The organism is Kosakonia sp. MUSA4 (genome assembly GCF_013085925.1).
Classification (GTDB): Bacteria; Pseudomonadota; Gammaproteobacteria; order Enterobacterales; family Enterobacteriaceae; genus Kosakonia; species Kosakonia sacchari_B.
Window position 1 is genome coordinate 4854234 of sequence record NZ_CP025697.1, and the last position, 21559, is coordinate 4875792.

The 21559-nt window shown below is 51.7% G+C and carries 20 protein-coding genes and 2 tRNA genes; 4 read left to right on the top strand and 18 right to left on the bottom strand.

Features of this window, described 5'->3' with window-relative positions:
- Nucleotides 1-240 precede the first annotated feature (240 nt).
- The 7 genes from rpsO to C0557_RS23075 form a co-directional block, all read right to left on the bottom strand.
- Nucleotides 241-510, bottom strand: coding sequence for a 30S ribosomal protein S15 (gene rpsO / locus C0557_RS23045; RefSeq protein WP_007369931.1), 270 nt, complete (start codon nt 508-510; stop codon nt 241-243).
- 148 nt (nt 511-658) lie between these two features.
- The gene (gene truB, locus C0557_RS23050; RefSeq protein ID WP_074778553.1) at nt 659-1606 is read right to left on the bottom strand and encodes a tRNA pseudouridine(55) synthase TruB; all 948 of its coding nucleotides are present in this window, start codon (nt 1604-1606) and stop codon (nt 659-661) included.
- Nucleotides 1606-2007, bottom strand: a complete 402-nt coding sequence (gene rbfA / locus C0557_RS23055; RefSeq protein ID WP_039056815.1) for a 30S ribosome-binding factor RbfA — start codon at nt 2005-2007, stop codon at nt 1606-1608. The genes truB and rbfA overlap by 1 nt, the downstream gene beginning before the upstream one ends.
- A 204-nt stretch (nt 2008-2211) precedes the next feature.
- Nucleotides 2212-4923, bottom strand: a complete 2712-nt coding sequence (infB, locus tag C0557_RS23060; RefSeq protein WP_208661499.1) for a translation initiation factor IF-2 — start codon at nt 4921-4923, stop codon at nt 2212-2214.
- A 24-nt stretch (nt 4924-4947) separates the two neighbouring features.
- The gene (gene nusA, locus C0557_RS23065; protein ID WP_043956400.1) at nt 4948-6435 is read right to left on the bottom strand and encodes a transcription termination factor NusA; all 1488 of its coding nucleotides are present in this window, start codon (nt 6433-6435) and stop codon (nt 4948-4950) included.
- Nucleotides 6436-6463: 28 nt separating this feature from the next.
- The gene (gene rimP, locus C0557_RS23070; RefSeq protein ID WP_017457352.1) at nt 6464-6916 is read right to left on the bottom strand and encodes a ribosome maturation factor RimP; all 453 of its coding nucleotides are present in this window, start codon (nt 6914-6916) and stop codon (nt 6464-6466) included.
- 207 nt (nt 6917-7123) lie between these two features.
- Nucleotides 7124-7200, bottom strand: a tRNA-Met gene (locus C0557_RS23075).
- A 376-nt stretch (nt 7201-7576) separates the two neighbouring features.
- On the opposite strand from C0557_RS23075, the gene argG reads away from it, so the two are divergent.
- Nucleotides 7577-8923 carry an argininosuccinate synthase gene (argG, locus tag C0557_RS23080; RefSeq protein ID WP_043956399.1) on the top strand — a complete coding sequence of 449 codons (1347 nt, stop codon included), beginning with the start codon at nt 7577-7579 and terminating at the stop codon, nt 8921-8923.
- A gap of 107 nt (nt 8924-9030) precedes the next feature.
- On the opposite strand, the gene C0557_RS23085 is transcribed toward argG, so the two are convergent.
- From C0557_RS23085 to rlmE, 6 genes are all read right to left on the bottom strand, one after another.
- A tRNA-Leu gene (locus tag C0557_RS23085) sits at nt 9031-9117 on the bottom strand.
- 9 nt (nt 9118-9126) lie between these two features.
- Nucleotides 9127-9459 carry a preprotein translocase subunit SecG gene (secG, locus tag C0557_RS23090; protein ID WP_007369924.1) on the bottom strand — a complete coding sequence of 111 codons (333 nt, stop codon included), beginning with the start codon at nt 9457-9459 and terminating at the stop codon, nt 9127-9129.
- Between the two features lie 226 nt (nt 9460-9685).
- Nucleotides 9686-11023: a phosphoglucosamine mutase gene (glmM, locus tag C0557_RS23095; protein WP_208661502.1), complete on the bottom strand. Its 1338-nt coding sequence runs from the start codon at nt 11021-11023 to the stop codon at nt 9686-9688.
- Nucleotides 11016-11864, bottom strand: coding sequence for a dihydropteroate synthase (folP, locus tag C0557_RS23100; protein ID WP_208661504.1), 849 nt, complete (start codon nt 11862-11864; stop codon nt 11016-11018). The genes glmM and folP overlap by 8 nt, the downstream gene beginning before the upstream one ends.
- Before the next feature lie 98 nt (nt 11865-11962).
- Nucleotides 11963-13894 carry an ATP-dependent zinc metalloprotease FtsH gene (gene ftsH / locus C0557_RS23105; RefSeq protein ID WP_074778561.1) on the bottom strand — a complete coding sequence of 644 codons (1932 nt, stop codon included), beginning with the start codon at nt 13892-13894 and terminating at the stop codon, nt 11963-11965.
- Between the two features lie 102 nt (nt 13895-13996).
- Nucleotides 13997-14623, bottom strand: coding sequence for a 23S rRNA (uridine(2552)-2'-O)-methyltransferase RlmE (gene rlmE / locus C0557_RS23110; RefSeq protein WP_007369920.1), 627 nt, complete (start codon nt 14621-14623; stop codon nt 13997-13999).
- Between the two features lie 118 nt (nt 14624-14741).
- On the opposite strand from rlmE, the gene yhbY reads away from it, so the two are divergent.
- On the top strand, nt 14742-15035 hold the full coding sequence (gene yhbY / locus C0557_RS23115; protein ID WP_007369919.1) for a ribosome assembly RNA-binding protein YhbY: 294 nt from the start codon (nt 14742-14744) through the stop codon (nt 15033-15035).
- 152 nt (nt 15036-15187) lie between these two features.
- On the opposite strand, the gene greA is transcribed toward yhbY, so the two are convergent.
- Nucleotides 15188-15664 carry a transcription elongation factor GreA gene (gene greA / locus C0557_RS23120; RefSeq protein WP_035887959.1) on the bottom strand — a complete coding sequence of 159 codons (477 nt, stop codon included), beginning with the start codon at nt 15662-15664 and terminating at the stop codon, nt 15188-15190.
- 247 nt (nt 15665-15911) lie between these two features.
- Between greA and dacB the strand changes: the two genes are divergently transcribed.
- Nucleotides 15912-17345 (top strand): serine-type D-Ala-D-Ala carboxypeptidase, encoded by a 1434-nt coding sequence (gene dacB / locus C0557_RS23125; RefSeq protein WP_208661506.1) that lies wholly within the window; start codon nt 15912-15914, stop codon nt 17343-17345.
- A 79-nt stretch (nt 17346-17424) separates the two neighbouring features.
- On the opposite strand, the gene cgtA is transcribed toward dacB, so the two are convergent.
- The 4 genes from cgtA to rplU form a co-directional block, all read right to left on the bottom strand.
- Nucleotides 17425-18603, bottom strand: coding sequence for an Obg family GTPase CgtA (gene cgtA, locus C0557_RS23130; RefSeq protein ID WP_208661509.1), 1179 nt, complete (start codon nt 18601-18603; stop codon nt 17425-17427).
- A 15-nt stretch (nt 18604-18618) separates the two neighbouring features.
- The gene (locus C0557_RS23135; protein ID WP_208661511.1) at nt 18619-19584 is read right to left on the bottom strand and encodes a DMT family transporter; all 966 of its coding nucleotides are present in this window, start codon (nt 19582-19584) and stop codon (nt 18619-18621) included.
- Between the two features lie 95 nt (nt 19585-19679).
- Entirely contained in the window at nt 19680-19937 is a 258-nt protein-coding gene (gene rpmA, locus C0557_RS23140) for a 50S ribosomal protein L27 (protein WP_035887967.1), read from the bottom strand.
- A 20-nt stretch (nt 19938-19957) separates the two neighbouring features.
- Nucleotides 19958-20269 carry a 50S ribosomal protein L21 gene (gene rplU, locus C0557_RS23145; RefSeq protein ID WP_003025032.1) on the bottom strand — a complete coding sequence of 104 codons (312 nt, stop codon included), beginning with the start codon at nt 20267-20269 and terminating at the stop codon, nt 19958-19960.
- A 258-nt stretch (nt 20270-20527) separates the two neighbouring features.
- Between rplU and ispB the strand changes: the two genes are divergently transcribed.
- A complete protein-coding gene (ispB, locus tag C0557_RS23150) occupies nt 20528-21499 on the top strand; it encodes an octaprenyl diphosphate synthase (protein ID WP_208661513.1) in 972 nt (323 codons plus the stop codon).
- The last annotated feature ends 60 nt before the right edge of the window (nt 21500-21559 follow it).

Genomic DNA, 21559 nt, shown 5'->3' on the forward strand with positions numbered 1-21559 from the left:
CTGTCCTTTCTTAATGAATGTCAGCACACCAAAGGCGTGCTGACAATTAAACCGAATCTTCATGCATCCTCGCGACTAATGACAACCCTGACCCGCCCCATTGCGGATAAAGCCTCTCATTAGCCGCGCGAACCTCTGCAGTGAAGACATACATGGCAACAATACATTAGTTTACTGCCAATTGCTGCCGCCTGGTTGAAAAAAGGGGCCATAAAGGCCCCTTCTTGAAACTCGCCAGAATTAGCGACGCAGACCCAGACGCTCGATCAGCGAGGTGTAGCGCGCAACATCTTTGCGTTTCAGGTAGTCGAGCAGTTTACGACGCTGAGAAACCATACGCAGCAGACCACGACGGCTGTGGTGATCTTTTTTGTGCTCTGCAAAGTGACCCTGCAGGTGGTTGATCTGTGCAGTCAACAGAGCAACCTGAACATCGGTAGAACCGGTGTCGTTTGCATCACGACCAAACTCAGAAACGATTTTAGCTGTAGCTTCAGTACTTAGAGACATTTTAAAACTCCAAAGTATATATAAATGAAAGGGCGCCGATCTCTAATTCAGCGCTCCAGGGTTTAGCGCCGGGCAATGTTAAATACATGGCCCAACGTTAAGCGGCAATATTCTACTCGTAGTGACAGGTTCTCGCAAGGTAAGCCCGTTATACAGCAGGATACTCTACAACCAGACGACGCGGCGCCACGCGACCATCATCGTCCATCTCGCCCATACCGATAAATTTACCTTCATCACCTTCCGTCACGCGTACCAGCCCCTCTTTTGGTGCGGCTGATGCACGTACTGGCTGACCGTTTTTGAAATACGCGGCCACGACAGAAGGAATGTTGACGACGGGAAAATCGGATGCCGGGCTGTCCATCGGCATCAACAGCGGATCCAGTAGCTGCGCCGCCGGAATATTCTGCTGCTCAGCCTGGGCCACCAGCTCGTGCAGGTGCTCCAGGGTGACCATCCGCTCAACCGGGTATTTGCTCACCGCCAGACGACGCAGGTAGATAACATGTGCGCCACAACCCAGCTTCTCACCCAGATCGTCAATAATAGTGCGGATGTAAGTCCCTTTAGAGCAGTGGATTTCCAGCTCCAGCTCATTACCTTCATGACGAATAAATAGCAGCTCATAAACGGTAATAGGCCGGGCTTCACGCGGCACTTCAATACCCTGACGCGCATACTCGTAGAGTTTCTTTCCCTGATACTTCAGCGCGGAATACATTGACGGCACTTGCTGCGTATCACCACGGAAACTCTCCAGCGCCGCAGCCAATTGCTCGTCGGTAAAGGTTACCGGGCGCTCTTCGACAATTTGCCCGTCCGCATCAGAAGTATCAGTTCGCTGGCCCAGCCTCGCAATGACCCGATAGCGTTTATCAGAATCCAGCAGATACTGGGAAAACTTTGTCGCTTCGCCCAGACAAATCGGCAACATACCGGTCGCCAGCGGATCCAGCGCCCCGGTATGCCCGGCACGGTTAGCATTGTAGAGACGTTTGACCTTTTGCAGCACATCATTGCTCGACGCGCCTTGCTGTTTATCAAGCAGCAACACGCCATGCACGTCGCGACCACGACGACGAGGACGACTCATCAGTCCTCCTTGCTGTCGTCCGGATTCACACGACGTTCGTCATCGTGCTTCACCACGCTGGTCACCAGGTTGGACATACGCATCCCTTCCACCAGCGAATTGTCGTAGAAGAAGGTCAGTTCCGGCACGATACGCAGACGCATCGCTTTACCCAGCAGGCTACGAATAAAACCGGAAGCGTCCTGTAGCGCTTTGATGCCCGCTTTAACAGAAGCTTCATCTTTGTCGTTAAGGAAGGTGACAAACACTTTGGCATAAGCCAGATCGCGGGAAACTTCAACACCGGATACGGTAGTCATCATCCCCAGTCGCGGATCCTTGATTTCACGCTGCAGGATAATCGCAATTTCTTTTTGCAGTTCCTGGGATACGCGCTGCGGGCGACCAAATTCTTTCGCCATAATAATTCTCCAGACTAAAAAGGGGCCGTAGCCCCTTTTGATATTCTGCCGGGTGGCGTTTCGCTTACCCGGCCTACAATATTTGTATCCACGATGAATTACGGATTGCAGAAGGGCGGCAAATTCGTGCCCCCAGGAGCACAGATAACTCTGTAACCAGGGGTACACATGCCACCAACGCAGCAGCCCGAAAGGCGATGTGGATTACTCGATTGTGCGCTGAATTTCGATAATTTCGAACACTTCGATCATATCGCCAGTGCGCACATCGTTGTAGTTCTTCACGCCAATACCACATTCCATGCCGTTACGGACTTCGTTCACGTCATCTTTGAAACGACGCAGGGATTCCAGCTCGCCTTCATAGATAACCACGTTGTCGCGCAGGACGCGGATCGGGTTGTGACGTTTAACCACGCCTTCAGTAACCATACAGCCTGCGATCGCGCCGAATTTCGGTGATTTGAACACATCACGAACTTCCGCCAGACCGATGATCTGCTGTTTCAGTTCCGGAGAAAGCATACCGCTCATCGCTGCTTTCACTTCGTCGATCAGGTTATAGATGACCGAGTAGTAACGCAGATCCAGACCTTCAGCTTCGATCACACGACGCGCAGAGGCATCAGCACGAACGTTAAAGCCAACCAGAATAGCGTTGGACGCAGCTGCCAGAGTCGCGTCGGTTTCGGTGATACCACCTACGCCGGAACCCACGATCTTCACTTTCACTTCTTCAGTAGAGAGTTTCAGCAGAGAATCGGAGATCGCTTCTACAGAGCCCTGAACGTCAGCCTTCAGTACGATGTTCACTTCATGAACTTCGCCTTCAGTCATGTTGGCAAACATGTTTTCCAGTTTGGATTTCTGCTGACGCGCCAGTTTAACTTCACGGAATTTGCCCTGACGATACAGCGCAACTTCACGCGCTTTCTTCTCGTCACGCACAACGGTTGCTTCATCGCCCGCAGCAGGAACGCCCGAAAGACCGAGGATTTCCACCGGAATAGACGGACCCGCTTCAGTGACTTCACGGCCCAGCTCGTCACGCATCGCACGCACACGACCGTATTCGAAGCCGCACAGAACGATATCGCCTTTATGCAGCGTACCTTCGCGAACCAGCACGGAAGCAATCGGACCACGACCTTTATCCAGGAAGGATTCGATAACTACACCGCTCGCCATACCGTTACGAATAGCTTTCAGTTCCAGGACTTCGGCCTGCAGCAGGATTGCATCCAGCAGGTCGTCGATACCTGTACCGGCTTTCGCGGAAACGTGTACGAACTGGCTTTCGCCGCCCCACTCTTCCGGAATGATACCGTACTGAGCCAGCTCGTTTTTAACGCGATCCGGATCGGCTTCAGGTTTATCAATCTTGTTCACTGCAACCACCACCGGCACCTGCGCTGCTTTCGCATGCTGGATAGCTTCGATGGTTTGCGGCATTACGCCGTCGTCGGCAGCAACAACCAGAACAACGATATCCGTTGCCTGAGCACCACGGGCACGCATTGCGGTAAACGCGGCGTGGCCTGGGGTATCCAGGAAGGTGATCATGCCGTTGTCGGTTTCAACGTGGTATGCACCAATGTGCTGAGTAATGCCGCCCGCTTCACCGGAGGCCACTTTCGTCGAACGAATGTAGTCCAGCAGAGAGGTTTTACCGTGGTCAACGTGACCCATGATGGTCACAACCGGCGCGCGCGGTTCAGCCGCTGCACCAGTATCACGGTCGCTCATTACCGCTTCTTCCAGCTCGTTTTCACGACGCAGGATAACTTTGTGGCCCATTTCTTCCGCAACAAGCTGCGCGGTTTCCTGGTCGATAACCTGGTTGATGGTTGCCATCGCACCCAGTTTCATCATGGCTTTGATGACCTGAGAGCCTTTAACGGCCATCTTGTTCGCCAGTTCGCCAACGGTGAGGGTTTCACCGATTACCACGTCACGGTTAACTGCCTGCGCTGGCTTCTGGAAGCCCTGCTGCAGAGCGGAACCTTTACGCTGACGGCCACCTTTACCACCACGAACCGCTGCACGCGCTTCTTCACGGTCAGCTTTGCTTTCAGCGTGTTTGTTACCTTTCTTCGGACGCGGCGCTTTAGCAGTGCGGGTACGACCTCGACCACCTTCAACTTCACGGTCGTTGTCATCTTCCGCCTGGCGTGCATGCTGCGAAGTGGTTACGTGATAATCGCCGGTAGTCTCTTCTTCATCGCTGCTGGCTACCCAGCCATTTTCATTTTGTTCCGCCATACGACGAGCTTCTTCCGCTACGCGGCGCGCATTTTCTTCCAGTTTGCGGCGAGCCTCTTCTTCCGCTTTGCGCTTGAGTTCTTGCGCTTCAGCTTCGCGACGGGCTTTCTCCGTCTGGGCTGCCCTGGTCATTTCGTCAGATTGTTGGTTGCTCACTTTGCTATTTTCCGCAGCCTCGCGTTTTGCATTTTCAGCATGTTCGCGTTTAGCTTTTTCTTCAGCTTCACGTTTCAGGCGACTTTCGGCCTCACGCTTCGCTTTTTCCTCGGCTTCGCGCTCAGCGGCTTCCTCTGCTTCACGACGGGCCTTCTCTTCCGCTTCACGCATCGCCTCTTCTTCCGCAGCGAGACGTTCAGCCTCTTGTGGATCGCGTTTTACAAAGGTGCGTTTTTTACGGACTTCGATCTGCACCGATTTACTTTTACCACCGGTGCCCTGGATACTTAATGTGCTGCGCGTTTTGCGCTGCAGCGTCAGCTTATCAGGCGACGAACCATGTTCACGGTTCAGGTGCGCCAGAAGCGTCTGCTTTTCTTGTGCCGTCACTGAGTCTTCAGCGGACTTGCGGATCCCTGCATCAGCAAATTGCTGTACCAGGCGGTCCACGGAGGTCTGAATCTCAGCGGCCAGCGTTTTTACGGTTACATCTGTCATGCTGTTCCTTCCTGCTACAGTTTATTACGCTTCGTCACCAAACCAGCAAATATTACGTGCGGCCATGATGAGCTCACCTGCTTTCTCGTCGGTTAACCCTTCGATATCACTCAGGTCATCCACGCCTTGCTCGGCGAGGTCTTCAAGCGTACAAACACCACGAGCAGCCAGTTTGAAAGCCAATGCACGATCCAGACCTTCCAGATTCAGCAGGTCTTCAGCCGGCTCTTTATTGCCGAGACTCTCTTCCTGCGCCAAAGCCAGAGTGGTCAGGGCATTTTTCGCACGATCGCGCAGGGCTTCAACGGTGTCTTCATCCAGACCGTCGATTTCCAGCAGCTCTTTAATTGGCACATAGGCCAGTTCTTCCAGCGTAGAGAAACCTTCTTCGACCAGGACGGTAGCGAAATCTTCGTCAATATCCAGGTAACGGGTGAAGGTATCAATTGCTGCATGCGCTTCAGCCTGATGCTTGGACTGCAGATCTTCAACGGTCATAACGTTGAGTTCCCAGCCGCTCAACTGAGACGCAAGACGCACGTTCTGACCATTACGGCCGATAGCTTGCGCCAGGTTACCCGCCTCAACGGCGATATCCATGGTGTGCTTGTCTTCATCCACAACGATAGAAGCGACATCGGCCGGCGCCATCGCGTTGATCACGAACTGAGCCGGGTTGTCGTCCCACAGCACGATATCGATACGCTCACCGCCCAGCTCGGTTGAAACCGCCTGAACGCGCGCGCCACGCATACCAACGCAAGCGCCGACCGGATCGATACGCTTATCGTTGGTCTTCACAGCGATTTTGGCGCGTGAACCCGGATCGCGGGCTGCGGCTTTAATCTCAATCACTTCTTCGCCAATTTCCGGCACTTCGATGCGGAACAATTCGATCAGCATTTCCGGTTTGGAACGCGTGACGAACAGTTGAGCACCGCGCGCTTCAGGACGCACTGCATACAGCACGCCACGGATGCGGTCGCCCGGACGGAAGTTTTCACGCGGCAGCATATCTTCACGCAGGATCACGGCTTCAGCATTGCTACCGAGGTCAAGAGTGATGTTATCGCGGTTAACTTTCTTCACCACGCCAGTGATGATTTCGCCTTCGTGTTCGCGGAACTGATCGACCACCATCGCACGCTCAGCTTCACGCACTTTCTGTACGATAACCTGCTTCGCAGTTTGCGTGGTGATACGGTCAAAGGTCACGGATTCAATCTGATCTTCGACGTAATCGCCGACATTCAGACTTTCGTCTTCGTAGCGCGCCGCTTCAAGCGTGATTTCACGTGTCGGTTGCGTTACCTCTTCAACAACCATCCAGCGGCGGAAAGTATCGAAATCACCACTTTTACGATCGATGCTTACGCGTACATCGATCTCTTGTTCATATTTTTTCTTGGTTGCTGTAGCTAAAGCACTTTCCAGCGCTTCAAAGATTTTTTCACGCGGAAGCGACTTTTCGTTAGAAACAGCTTCAACAACAGCCAAAATTTCTTTGTTCATCGGGGGCCTTTCACCTCAATCCAGACTGTTAAAAGTGGGGGACCAGGTTCGCTTTCTGAATATTACTCAACGCGAACACTTCATCTTTACCTTCGACCGTAACGGTGATCATCTCGCCATCGACATCTTTAATGATGCCCTGCCATTTACGGCGGTTTTGCACCGCCATACGCAGCACCAGCGAGACTTCGTCGCCCTTAAAGCGCGCATAGTGCTCAGCCGTAAACAAAGGACGCTCAAGACCTGGTGAGGAAACTTCCAGGTTGTAAGCAACGGTAATCGGATCTTCAACATCCAGTACCGCACTGACCTGGTGGCTGACATCAGCGCAATCATCAACATTGATGCCATCTTCACTATCAATATAGATGCGCAGCGTAGATGTGCGACCACGCACAAATTCGATACCGACCAGTTCATAGCCCAGTGCTTCAACCGGCGCCGTAATCATCTCTGTTAATTTTTGCTCTAATGTGGACAAGTCCACCCCCAAGACATAAAAAAAGGGCGTATAGCCCAGTTATTTCGTACTCAGATAACAAAAAACCCCGATAAATCGGGGCTTTAAATAACTGAACCCTATAGCCGCAACTGCGGCCTGGAGAACCTTCCGTGAGTATTTTCTCAAATCCAGCTACGAAGGCGTTAAGTCTTCATAGTATATTTGAAAAAAAACACTTAGGGAAAGTGGTTGCGGGGGCCGGATTTGAACCGACGACCTTCGGGTTATGAGCCCGACGAGCTACCAGGCTGCTCCACCCCGCGCCTGAAACGTGGCAAATTCTACCCGGTTGAGCGCGAATTTGCAAATAATGCTGGGATTTGGTACCGAAGACGGGACGTAAAATCGGCCTACATTATATTGATAAATATAACTATCTGTCAACCATATGTTATGTGCATCCGGCGCACTCCCGACTATGCATTTTATTGCGGCAAATTATGCCTGTATAAAAGATGTCTCATACCAATAATTCCGATGAAAATTGCACTCTTCTCTTCCGGTCATCACCAAAAGATGATTAAATGAAAACTCATTTATTTTGCATAACCATTCACTGAGATTTTCAAAATGAGTGGTAAATAGTATGGCGTGGCTGTTAAGCCTCTCACCATCTGTCTATCAAGCAGGGATTTTTTTATGACGACGATTCTCAAGCATCTTCCTACAGGTCAACGTATTGGTATCGCTTTCTCCGGCGGCCTGGACACCAGTGCAGCGCTGCTGTGGATGCGCCAGAAAGGCGCGGTTCCATATGCATACACCGCAAATCTGGGTCAACCGGATGAGGATGACTATGACGCGATTCCCCGTCGCGCGAAGGAATATGGTGCGGAAAATGCCCGCCTGATCGACTGCCGCAAGCAACTGGTCGCTGAAGGCATCGCAGCCATTCAGTGCGGCGCATTCCACAATACCACCGGCGGTTTGACCTATTTCAACACCACCCCGCTCGGCCGTGCAGTTACCGGCACCATGCTGGTTGCAGCAATGAAGGAAGATGGCGTGAATATTTGGGGTGATGGCAGCACCTACAAAGGGAATGACATTGAGCGTTTCTATCGCTACGGGTTGCTAACCAACGCGGAGCTGAAAATCTACAAGCCATGGCTTGATACTGATTTTATCGATGAACTGGGCGGTCGTCAGGAAATGTCTGAATTCATGACTGCCTCCGGTTTTGATTACAAAATGTCAGCAGAAAAAGCATACTCAACCGATTCCAACATGCTGGGCGCGACGCATGAAGCGAAGGATCTCGAATTCCTTAACTCCAGCGTTAAAATCGTCAACCCAATCATGGGCGTTAAATTCTGGGACGAGAACGTCAAAATTCAGGCCGAAGAAGTGACTGTCCGTTTTGAACGTGGTCATCCGGTAGCGTTGAATGGTAAAACCTTTGCCGATGACGTTGAACTGATGCTCGAAGCGAACCGCATTGGCGGACGTCATGGGCTGGGCATGAGTGACCAGATTGAAAACCGTATCATCGAAGCGAAAAGCCGTGGTATTTACGAAGCACCGGGGATGGCTCTGCTGCATATCGCATATGAACGTCTGTTAACCGGTATTCACAACGAAGATACCATCGAACAGTATCACGCTCATGGCCGTCAGTTGGGTCGTCTGCTATATCAGGGCCGCTGGTTCGATCCGCAGGCGCTGATGCTGCGTGACTCTTTACAACGTTGGGTGGCCAGTGCGATCACGGGTGAGGTAACGCTGGAGCTGCGTCGCGGCAATGATTACTCGATCCTCAATACCGTTTCCGACAATCTGACTTACAAAGCAGAACGCCTGACGATGGAAAAAGGCGAGTCTGTGTTCTCTCCGGATGACCGTATTGGGCAGTTGACTATGCGCAACCTGGATATCACTGATACCCGAGAGAAACTCTTCAATTACGTGCAAACCGGTTTGCTCTCCACCACTTCCGGCAATGGTCTGCCGCAGGTTGAAAATCTGGAGAACAGCGAGAAGAAATAATTGCTGACGGATTAAAAAAGACGCCATCAGGCGTCTTTTTTATTGTCTCTCTTTCCGGATTACAGACGAAAAAAAAGACATCTTACGATGTCTTTTTTCTGGAATATTGGTACCGAGGACGGGACTTGAACCCGTAAGCCCAATCGGGCACTACCACCTCAAGGTAGCGTGTCTACCAATTCCACCACCTCGGCACGACTTACTTAGTGTGGGATATCGCTGGTCGGCTGCGCCGGCGCTGCAGGCTGAGTTTGTTCACTCTTCGCCGGTGCGCTCAGATTTTCCCACTCGCTTCCTTTATTGGTTTTATTGCTGTTAACATTACCCAGCACAAGGCTGATGATAAAAAACAGGGTTGCCAGTATACCAGTCGTGCGGGTCATGAAGTTGCCAGAGCCACTTGAACCGAACAACGTGCCAGACGCGCCAGCGCCAAAGGAGGCTCCCATATCAGCGCCTTTACCTTGTTGCAGCATAATCATGGCAACAAGCGCCAGCGCCACAATAAGGAAAACAACTAAAAGAGCTTCGTACATAATCAACCTGTTCCTTGCGGTATTGCCGCAGCAAATGCTTCAACCAATAAAAGTGGGTCGTTTTTTGCTTTCCCACTGAAGCGGGTGTGAATACTAACCAAAGCGAATGACCTTCGCAAGGGCAATTTCAGTGCATTTTATCAAGTGCGGAAAAAAACAGCAAAACTACAACTTCTGCCCCGTTAAAAGGCAGCAATAGCCGCCTTTTTAAGCACTTATCACACCATTATACGGCTTTCACCGCGTCGGCAATGCGATTTGCCATCGCCGTCACCTGAACTTCGTCTTCGCCTTCCACCATCACACGGATTAGCGGCTCGGTCCCCGACTTACGCAACAGCACGCGCCCACGGTTGCCCAGAGTAGCTTCCACCTCAGCCGTCGTCGTTTTTACATGCTCATCTTCCAGGGGATCACCTTTGCCAGCCGTAAAGCGCACGTTGACAAGCACCTGCGGGAACATCTTCATACCGCTACATAAATCGTGCAGCGACATATGGTTGCGTACCATTGCTGCCACAACCTGCAAACTAGCAACGATACCATCTCCGGTCGTCGTTTTATCCAGCAGAATCACATGCCCGGAGTTCTCTGCACCAATGCGCCAGCCTTTTTCCTGCATTTTTTCGAGGACATAGCGATCGCCTACTTTGGCACGAGCAAAAGGAATGCCCAGTTGCTTGAGCGCCAGTTCCAGACCCATATTGCTCATCAGCGTGCCGACAGCGCCACCACGTAATTGCCCCTGACGCAAACCTTCACGCGCAATGATGTACATGATCTGGTCGCCATCCACTTTGTTACCTTCATGGTCCACCATAATGACGCGATCACCATCGCCATCAAAAGCAATACCAAGATCCGCTTTTTCTGCCAGAACGCGTTGCTGCAATGCTCTGACATCCGTGGCACCGCATTTTTCATTGATATTTACGCCGTCAGGCTCACACCCCATGGCAATGACTTTCGCGCCTAACTCGCGGAATACATTCGGTGCGATGTGGTAAGTTGCCCCGTTAGCACAATCAACGACAATTTTTAGCTCGTTCAGGCTCAGTTCATTGGGGAATGTGGCTTTGCAGAATTCAATATAACGTCCAGCAGCATCAACTATGCGGCTTGCTTTACCCAGCTCAGCGGAATCGACGCAGGTCAGTTCTTTCTCCATTTCTGCTTCAATCGCCTCTTCAACCGCATCAGGCAGTTTAGTGCCATCGATTGAGAAGAACTTGATGCCGTTGTCATAAAACGGGTTATGCGATGCGGAAATAACAATACCTGCTTCAGCACGAAAAGTGCGGGTCAGATAGGCAACAGCAGGTGTCGGCATCGGGCCGGTGAAGGAAGCGGACAACCCCGCTGCCGCCAGTCCGGCTTCAAGAGCGGATTCCAGCATATAACCGGAAATACGGGTGTCCTTACCAATAATAATCTTCCGTGAACCGTGGCGTGCCAGTACTTTTCCGGCAGCCCAACCCAGCTTGAGAACAAAATCCGGGGTGATCGGTGCGTCGCCTACCCGGCCACGAATGCCATCGGTACCAAAATACTTACGATTACTCATAGCGTTTATTTTCCTTCGCTGACAGCGTGGCTTCAACCACGCGCATAGCTTCTACCGTTTCTTTTACATCGTGAACACGAATAATCTGCGCGCCCTGCATTGCCGCAATCACCGCACACGCAAGGCTCCCACTTAAACGCTCAGAAGGACCAACATTAAGCAGTTGTCCGACCATGGATTTACGTGACATCCCAACCAGCAGTGGCAACCCAAAGTGATGAAATTCCGCCAGGCGGGCCAGCAGCGCATAATTGTGCGAGAGATTCTTACCGAAACCGAATCCCGGGTCGAGTATCAATTTCTCTTTTGCGATACCTGCCTTTTCGCAACGGGCAATATGCTCAACAAAGAAGCGATCTACATCAGCAAACACATCGTCATACTTCGGCGCTTCTTGCATCGTTTTTGGTTGTCCCTGCATATGCATCAGGCACACCGGTAAACCAGTCTCGGCGGCAGCGTCCATCGCACCCGGCTCCGTTAACGAGCGGATATCATTAATAATATGTGCTCCTGCCCGTGCGGATTCGCGAATGACTTCAGGCTTCGACGTATCAACAGAGATCCAGACCTCAAAACGCTGGGCTATCGCTTCAACCACCGGGATCACACGCTCCAGTTCCTCCTCAACGCTAACTTCCGCCGCGCCCGGCCTTGTGGACTCTCCGCCAACATCAATAATTGTCGCCCCGGCGTTGATCATCAAATTGGCATGTTTGACTGCCTCAACTAACGTATTGTGCGTGCCGCCATCGGAAAATGAGTCCGGCGTAACGTTGAGGATCCCCATCACGTGCGGGTGGGAGAGATCGAGTATGGTGCCCTGGGCGTCGAGTTTCATGACTTAAAGTCCCTGCGTTGTTGCGGTTAATACAATAAAGAAAACCCCGGAGCATGCCCCAGGGTTTTTCAGTTAGAACAGGTCCAGCAACGGATAACTTATTTGTCGCCCAGTTGCTCAGACATGGTGTTGCCCGGGTTCGGCGTACGCGGTTCATCAACCGGACGCGGTGCACGCGGAGTACCATTGTTGTCAGAGTTGTTCGCGCCAGGATCTTCCCAACCAGCCGGCGGACGTACGTCGCGGCGCGCCATCAGGTCATCAATCTGCGGTGCATCGATGGTCTCATATTTCATCAGAGCATCCTTCATTGCATGCAGAATATCCATGTTATCGTTCAGGATCTGACGTGCGCGATCGTAGTTACGTTCGATCAACGCTTTCACTTCCTGGTCGATAATACGCGCAGTCTCATCAGACATATGTTTCGCTTTCGCTACAGAGCGGCCAAGGAAAACCTCACCCTCTTCTTCGGCGTAGAGCAACGGACCGAGTTTGTCAGAGAAACCCCACTGGGTAACCATGTTACGCGCCAGGTTGGTCGCAACTTTAATATCGTTGGACGCACCGGTAGAAACATGTTCAACACCGTAGATAATCTCTTCAGCCAGGCGCCCACCGTACAGCGTTGAGATCTGGCTTTCCAGTTTCTGACGGCTGGCGCTAATCGCATCACCTTCCGGCAGGAAGAACGTCACACCCAATGCACGACCACGCGGGATAATCGTCACTTTATGCACCGGATCGTGTTCCGGCACCAGACGGCCGATAATCGCATGACCTGCTTCGTGGTAGGCCGTGGACTCTTTCTGCGCTTCCGTCATCACCATGGAGCGGCGTTCCGCACCCATCATGATTTTGTCTTTCGCTTTTTCGAACTCGACCATCGAAACCACGCGTTTGTTACCGCGAGCGGCAAACAGTGCAGCTTCGTTGACCAGGTTCGCCAGATCGGCACCAGAGAAGCCCGGCGTACCGCGCGCGATAATCGCAGCATCGACATCCGGCGACAGCGGTACGCGACGCATATGGACTTTCAGGATCTGTTCACGACCGCGAACATCCGGCAAACCAACCACAACCTGACGGTCAAAACGGCCAGGACGCAGTAACGCAGGGTCGAGCACGTCCGGACGGTTCGTTGCAGCGATAACGATAATACCTTCGTTACCTTCGAAGCCGTCCATCTCAACCAGCATCTGGTTCAACGTTTGTTCGCGTTCATCGTGACCACCGCCGAGACCGGCGCCACGCTGGCGGCCAACGGCGTCGATTTCATCGATGAAGATAATGCACGGTGCCGCTTTCTTGGCCTGCTCGAACATGTCGCGCACACGAGAAGCACCAACACCCACAAACATTTCCACGAAGTCAGAACCGGAAATCGTGAAGAATGGAACCTTCGCTTCACCCGCAATGGCTTTCGCCAGCAGCGTTTTACCGGTGCCCGGAGGACCGACCATCAGTACGCCTTTGGGGATCTTACCGCCCAGTTTCTGGAAACGGCTCGGCTCACGCAGATATTCGACCAGTTCGCCAACTTCTTCTTTCGCTTCGTCACAGCCAGCAACATCAGCGAAAGTCGTTTTGATCTGATCTTCCGTAAGCATGCGCGCTTTACTTTTACCGAACGACATGGCGCCTTTGCCGCCGCCGCCCTGCATCTGGCGCATAAAGAAAATCCAGACACCAATCAGCAACAGCATCGGGAACCAGGAAATGAAGATGTTAGCCAGCAGGCTCGGCTCTTCAGGCGGCTCACCAACAACCTTGACGTTTTTCGTCAGCAGGTTATCAAGCAGTTTCGGATCGTTGACCGGGATGTAAGTCGTGTAACGGTTACTATCTTTCTTGGTAACGTTGATCTCACGTCCGTTGATACGCGCTTCGCGAACCTGGTCCTGGTTGACCTCTTGCAGGAAGGTAGAATAATCCACCTTGCGGCCATTAGACTCGCTGGGCCCAAAGCTCTGGAATACTGACATCAGCACAACGGCAATGACCAGCCAGAGTATTAGGTTTTTCGCCATGTCACTCAAGGGATTAACCTCATATTACAACTGTGTTAAAAACAGCGTCAGGATACAACATATCCAGTTTCTTTCAAACCAAAGGCCGAAATCAACGGGGTATCATTTTCGCCCGGTCGCTACAATATACACTTCGCGTGAACGCGCACGCGAAGAGTCCGGTTTACGCACTTTTACCTTCGTAAACATGGAACGAATTTCCGTGAGATATTCATCGAAACCTTCGCCCTGAAACACCTTAACTAAAAAACTTCCGCCTGGCGCCAACACATCGCGGCACATATCCAGCGCCAACTCAACCAGATACATTGAGCGAGGAATATCCACCGCTGGCGTTCCGCTCATGTTCGGCGCCATATCAGACATGACAACCTGGACTTTACTGTCGCCAACACGTTCCAGTAATGCTTTCAGGACTAATTCATCACGAAAATCGCCCTGAAGGAAGTCCACACCAACGATTGGATCCATCGGTAAAAGATCGCAAGCGATAATGCGGCCATTGCCGCCAATCTGAGTGACCGCATATTGCGACCACCCACCGGGCGCCGCACCGAGATCAACAACTGTCATCCCCGGCTTAAAAAGTTTGTCACTTTGCTGTATTTCATCAAGTTTAAACCAGGCACGGGAACGCAACCCTTTTTTCTGCGCCTGTTGAACATATTTATCGCTAAAGTGTTCCTGAAGCCAGCGGCTCGAGCTGGCAGAACGCTTTTTACCTGTCATTTAACTTTCCATCCGGGTTCATCGTCGACATCGATAAATTTCGACGCGCAATTTGGCGATACACAGGAGATGGCGGTAGAATGACCCGTTTTCAATCCCAACGTAAGCAAAATATACGATGAATCTGAGTACTAAACAAAAACAGCACCTGAAAGGTCTGGCACATCCGCTCAAGCCGGTAGTTATGCTTGGCAATAATGGTTTGACCGAAGGGGTACTGGCCGAGATTGAACAAGCGTTAGAGCACCATGAACTTATCAAGGTGAAGATCGCCTCTGAAGACAGAGAAACTAAGACCTTGATTGTGGAAGCTATCGTTCGCGAAACCGGCGCCTGCAACGTACAGGTCATCGGTAAAACGCTGGTGCTTTATCGCCCAACCGCGGAGCGTAAAATTTCGCTGCCACGCTAAGGATATCCTGAATTGAACACAAAAGCTGTGTAAAACGAGGGGTTTCCGCCAGCAGACGAGCAAAATGCCACGCTCCTGGTATTGATAAAAGGCCGCAATGCGGCCTTTTTCTTTTCTTTACAATAGATCAACAAACGTGACCTGTATTGTCATCACAGGTATTCCACTTTGATGATTTCGTATTCAACTTCGCCGCCAGGCGTACGGATCACTACGACATCATCCTGCTCTTTACCTACCAGACCACGCGCGATCGGTGAATTTACAGAGATGAGGTTCTGTTTAAAGTCAGCCTCATCGTCACCCACAATGCGGTAAGTCTGCTCTTCGTCATTATCCAGATTCAAAACGGTAACCGTTGCGCCAAAAATGACGCGGCCGTTTTTCGGCATTTTCGTGATATCGATAACCTGCGCATTGGAGAGCTTCGCTTCAATGTCTTTGATTCGGCCTTCGCAAAAACCCTGCTGTTCACGCGCAGCATGGTATTCAGCGTTCTCTTTTAGATCGCCATGCTCGCGGGCTTCCGCAATAGCGGCGATGATTTCAGGGCGGCGAACGGATTTCAGAAACTCCAGTTCTTCGCGCAGTTTTTCGGCACCACGTAAGGTCATCGGAATAGCTTGCATTTGTTATACCTCTTAAACATTCCTGTAAGGAGCGTTAACCCGCCCCGTCTGCTCTGTCTCCCCGCATACAGGGCTTCTCGCTAGGCAGGAGCAAAAGAAAACTGACCCGGGGACAAAGCCCCAGGTCAGCTACAATTTTTCAATTTGATACGTATTTTACCCGGAAGTTCACTATGGGTCATCGTTTACTTTCCGGGGCGTTGCGCCGTAGTATGACGGCTTGTTTCCAGGTTGTTAGCGCGAGATTATGCGATTTTCTAGCTTTATCATCGGATTGACCACTAGTATAGCCCTGACTGCTCAGGCCGCGAATGTTGACGAATATATTAATCAACTTCCGGACGGCGCGAATTTAGCACTGATGGTTCAAAAGGTAGGCGCTCAGGCGCCCGAGATTGATTACCACGGTAAGCAAATGGCGCTTCCCGCGAGTACGCAAAAGGTGATCACCGCACTGGCGGCACTTTTGCAACTCGGGCCGGACTTTCGCTTTACAACCACGCTGGAAAGCAAAGGTTCTGTCGAGAATGGGGTGTTAAAAGGCGACTTAATTGCACGATTTGGCGGCGATCCGACGTTAAAACGCCAGGATATTCGCAACATGATTAACGCGCTGAAAAAGTCAGGCGTGCAGAAAATCGACGGTAATGTACTGATCGATACGTCCATTTTCGCCAGCCACGATAAAGCCCCGGGCTGGCCCTGGAATGATATGACGCAGTGCTTTAGCGCTCCCCCGGCTGCGGCGATTATCGATCGCAACTGCTTCTCGGTATCACTTTATAGTGCGCAAAAACCAGGCGATCTGGCCTATATTCGCATCGCCTCTTACTACCCCGTCAATATGTTCAGCCAGGTTCGCACTCTCGCGCGTGATTCATCAGAAATACAATATTGTGAACTCGACGTCGTGCCCGGCGATTTAAACCGCTTCACACTCACCGGCTGCCTGCCACAGCGCGCAGACCCGCTTCCCCTGGCTTTCGCCATCCAGGACGGTGCCAGCTATGCCGGTGCCATTATTAAAGACGAACTCAAAACCGCAGGCATCACTTACACCGGCACGCTGCTGCGACAGACGCTGGAAAACCAGCCAGGCACGGTGATCGCCAGTAAGCAATCAGCACCATTACATGACCTGCTGAAGATCATGCTGAAGAAATCGGACAATATGATCGCCGATACCGTCTTTCGCATGATCGGACATGCTCGTTTTGGCGTGCCCGGCACCTGGAGAGCGGGCTCAGATGCAGTTCGTCAGATTCTGCGCCAGCAGGCTGGTGTTGATTTGGGGAATACGATTATTGCGGATGGTTCAGGTCTGTCGCGCCATAATTTGCTGGCGCCGTCAACCATGATGCAGGTCCTGCAATATATTGCGCAGCATGATACTGAGCTCAATTTTATCTCAATGCTGCCGTTGGCTGGCTATGATGGTTCGCTGCAATACCGTGCGGGCCTGCATGAAGCTGGCGTGGACGGGAAGGTTTCTGCGAAAACCGGATCATTGCAGGGCGTGTATAATCTGGCCGGATTTATTACCACCGCCAGCGGCCAACGGATGGCCTTTGTACAGTACCTTTCGGGTTATGCGGTAGAACCTGCGGATCAACGAAATCGCCGTATTCCGTTGGTGCGTTTTGAGAGCCGTCTGTACAAAGATATCTACCAGAACAACTAATAAAAAATGCCGGGATAGTTCGCACTGTCCCGGCATTTCACAGATTACAGCGCCCCACTAAACCGGGGCGTTTCAGGCATTAACGCTTGTAGATGAACTCGACGCCTTCTTCGTCGTCTTCGTCCCAGTCGTCATCCCACTCTTCATCATCTTCAGCAGCTGCTTCAGCATCTTCGAGTTGTTGGCGATGATAATCATCCCACATAAACTCAACTTTCTCAGGCTGCTGCTCTTCCTGTGCCTGCGAGATCGGGTTTTCAATGATAAACGTCATCACGTCCCAGCACAGCTCTTTGACGCCCTGCTGGCTGGCAGCAGAAATCAGGTAGAATTTATCTTTCCAGCCCAGAGCTTCAGCGATCGCTTTCGCTTTCTCTTCCGCTTCGGCTTTGTCCATCAGGTCAATCTTGTTGAACACCAACCAGCGCGGTTTAGAAGCCAGCTTTTCGCTGTATTTTTCCAGTTCGCCGACGATAACGCGCGCGTTTTCAGCCGGATCAGAACCATCGATCGGATCGATGTCGATCAGATGCAGCAGCACACGGCAGCGTTCCAGATGTTTCAGGAAGCGGATGCCAAGGCCTGCGCCATCAGCAGCCCCTTCAATCAGCCCCGGAATATCAGCAACCACGAAGCTCTTTTCGTTATCCATACGGACAACGCCCAGGCTCGGTACCAGCGTAGTAAACGGATAATCCGCCACTTTCGGTTTAGCAGCAGACACGGCACGAATAAAGGTTGATTTACCCGCATTCGGCATCCCCAGCATTCCCACATCCGCCAGCAGCATCAGTTCCAGTTGCAGATCGCGTTTATCACCCGGTGTACCCATCGTTTTCTGACGCGGAGTACGGTTAACAGATGATTTAAAACGGGTGTTGCCCAGACCGTGCCAGCCACCTTTTGCGACCATCAGACGCTGACCATGTTTGGTCATGTCACCCATGGTTTCGCCAGTGCCCTGATCGATAACACGCGTACCAACAGGCACCTTCACGGTGATGTCTTTACCGCGTTTCCCGGTACAATCACGGCTCTGACCGTTCTGACCACGCTCTGCGCGGAAAGATTTTTCAAAACGGTAGTCAATCAGCGTGTTCAGGTTTTCATCCGCTTCGAGCCAGACATCGCCACCGTCACCGCCATCGCCGCCGTCAGGGCCGCCTTTCGGAATATATTTCTCGCGACGGAAGCTTACACAGCCGTTACCACCATCACCCGCCACGACAAGGATCGTAGCTTCATCAACAAACTTCATTTTACTCTCCGTAACTCATTCGCCTGAGCGGGGCACAGTGACGACCACTTCACGACTGCGCCAACGTCCCAGCAGACGATGGCCAATAGCGGAAAACATGGCGCCCGCAACCACGACAAACGCACCGAGATAACCGACCAGGTTTAACATCGGTCTGGCGAAAACATCGGGCCAGGCCATTGATAACAAATCTGAAAATAACAGCGTAAACAGCGGCGTCAGCGTAATCAATGCGCTCACTTGCGCCGCCTGCCAGCGCGCCATTGCCTCCGCCAGCGCACCGTATCCAACCAGCGTATTCAGCCCACAGAAAATCAGGCAAGCGAGTTGCCAGTCGTTCAACTGGAACAGTACGCCGGGCTTTGCCAGCGGCAATAACGCTATCGTACATAAAGTGTACAGCAAAAAGAGGATTTGCTGAGACGCCAGTCGACGCAATAATATTTTTTGCGCGACGCCGTAGCTCACCCACACCATTGCCGCACCGACCCCGAAAATGACACCCCAGGTGTAATCCGTCAGTCGGGTAAAAATCTCCACCAGGCTGGTATTGAAAAACATCACCAGACCGCTGATTAGCATCAATGCACCAATCACCTGAGTACCACGCATCTTCTCTTTCAGAATAAAGACGCTGGCAACCATCATACCTACGGGAGAAAGCTGACCTATCACCTGCGAGGCCGTCGGGCTGACATACTGCAGGGAAGAGCTGAACAGGATAAAGTTCCCGAACAACCCACCAGTGGCAATAGCCAACAAAATTAACCAACGCGGCTTACGAAACATTTGCAGTGGAGGAAGTTTCCTCTTGTAGCCCAGAATCAGGCCAAGGCCGATCCCTGCCATTAAAAAGCGATAAAACACCACCGTAGGCGGCTCCATCACTTCCAGCACCTGCTTCATCGCAATAGGTAGCGCACCCCAGCATATCGCGGTGATGAGCGCCAGGACGATACCTATGCCTGCCTGCTGTTTCATGCCCGTATTCCCTGCCAGAAATTTTGCCGGACTTCTAATGTAAAAAGCCCCGCAACGTGTGCGGGGCTTTCTTCCGTTACCGGGACGCGAAAAACTTATTCAGCAACGATGCTGATGAATTTACGGTTTTTCGGGCCTTTAACTTCGAACTTAACTTTACCGTCAGTCAAAGCGAACAGAGTGTGGTCACGGCCGCAACCTACGTTAGGGCCAGCATGGAACTTGGTGCCACGCTGACGAACGATAATGCTACCTGCCAGAACTGCTTCACCGCCAAAGCGTTTTACGCCCAGACGTTTAGCTTCTGAATCGCGACCGTTACGAGTTGAGCCGCCAGCCTTTTTATGTGCCATTTAAATCTACTCCTCAGGTCTTAGGCGCTGATGCCAGTAATTTTCACATCAGTGAACCACTGACGATGGCCCTGCTGCTTACGGTAGTGTTTACGACGACGAAACTTAACGATTTTAACTTTCTCGCCACGACCGTGAGCAACAACTTCAGCTTTGATTACGCCGCCATCAACGAAAGGAACGCCGATTTTGACTTCTTCACCGTTTGCGATCATCAGAACTTCAGCGAACTCAACAGATTCGCCAGTTGCGATGTCCAGCTTTTCCAGGCGAACGGTCTGACCTTCGCTTACTCGGTGTTGTTTACCACCACTTTGGAAAACCGCGTACATATAAAACTCCGCTTCCGCGCACATATTCTGATCGATCAGAGTGCGCTATAAATATTCACAATAGGGCGCGAATATTACGCAAATCGTGAGCCTTTGACAAGAGAGATCGTCACTCAACGAAGAAAAAAAACACAACGTGTAAGGTATCGTTTATCTGGCGCGTTTTTACAGTACAATCAACAATACTATTCTAACCCGTAACCCTTTGTTATCCCATTTTGATATGTGGTAAACAGGACTGAAAGCCCGGCTTTTGCGATGAATTTAGAAAAAATCAATGAGTTAACCGCGCAAGATATGGCGGGTGTGAATGCGACAATCCTGCAGCAACTCAACTCGGATGTTCAGCTAATTAACCAGTTGGGTTATTACATCGTGAGCGGCGGTGGCAAACGCATCCGCCCAATGATAGCAGTACTGGCGGCGCGCGCCGTTGGATATGAAGGCAATTCACACATCACGATCGCAGCGCTGATCGAATTTATTCACACTGCGACACTTCTGCATGACGATGTTGTGGATGAATCAGACATGCGTCGCGGCAAAGCGACAGCTAATGCCGCATTTGGTAATGCCGCCAGCGTGTTAGTCGGGGATTTTATCTATACTCGCGCTTTTCAGATGATGACCAGTCTCGGTTCGCTGAGGGTGCTGGAACTGATGTCCGAAGCCGTGAATGTCATTGCCGAAGGTGAAGTGCTGCAATTGATGAACGTCAATGACCCGAACATCACCGAAGAAAACTACATGCGCGTCATCTATAGCAAAACCGCACGTCTGTTTGAAGCGGCCGCGCAGTGTTCCGGTCTGCTGGCCGGCTGCAACGAAGCACAGGAAAAAGGGTTACAGGATTACGGCCGTTATCTGGGAACCGCGTTCCAGTTGATCGACGACTTGCTGGATTACAGCGCTGATGGCGAGACATTGGGTAAAAACACCGGTGATGACCTGAACGAGGGGAAACCGACGTTGCCGCTGTTGCATGCTATGCACCACGGTACTCCGGAACAGGCACAGATGATTCGCGAAGCCATTGAGCAAGGTAATGGTCGGCATCTTCTGGAACCTGTACTGAAAGCAATGGCAGCTTGCGGCTCACTGGAGTGGACCCGTCGTCGCGCCGAAGAGGAAGCGGATAAAGCCATTTCTGCTCTACAGGTTCTGCCTGATACTCCATGGAGAGAGGCGCTGATCGGCCTGGCTCATATCGCGGTGCAACGCGATCGTTAATCCTTCCAGATTCCCGCGCACTGTCGCGGGAAAGTTCTTGTAAGTTTCCATAAATAAATC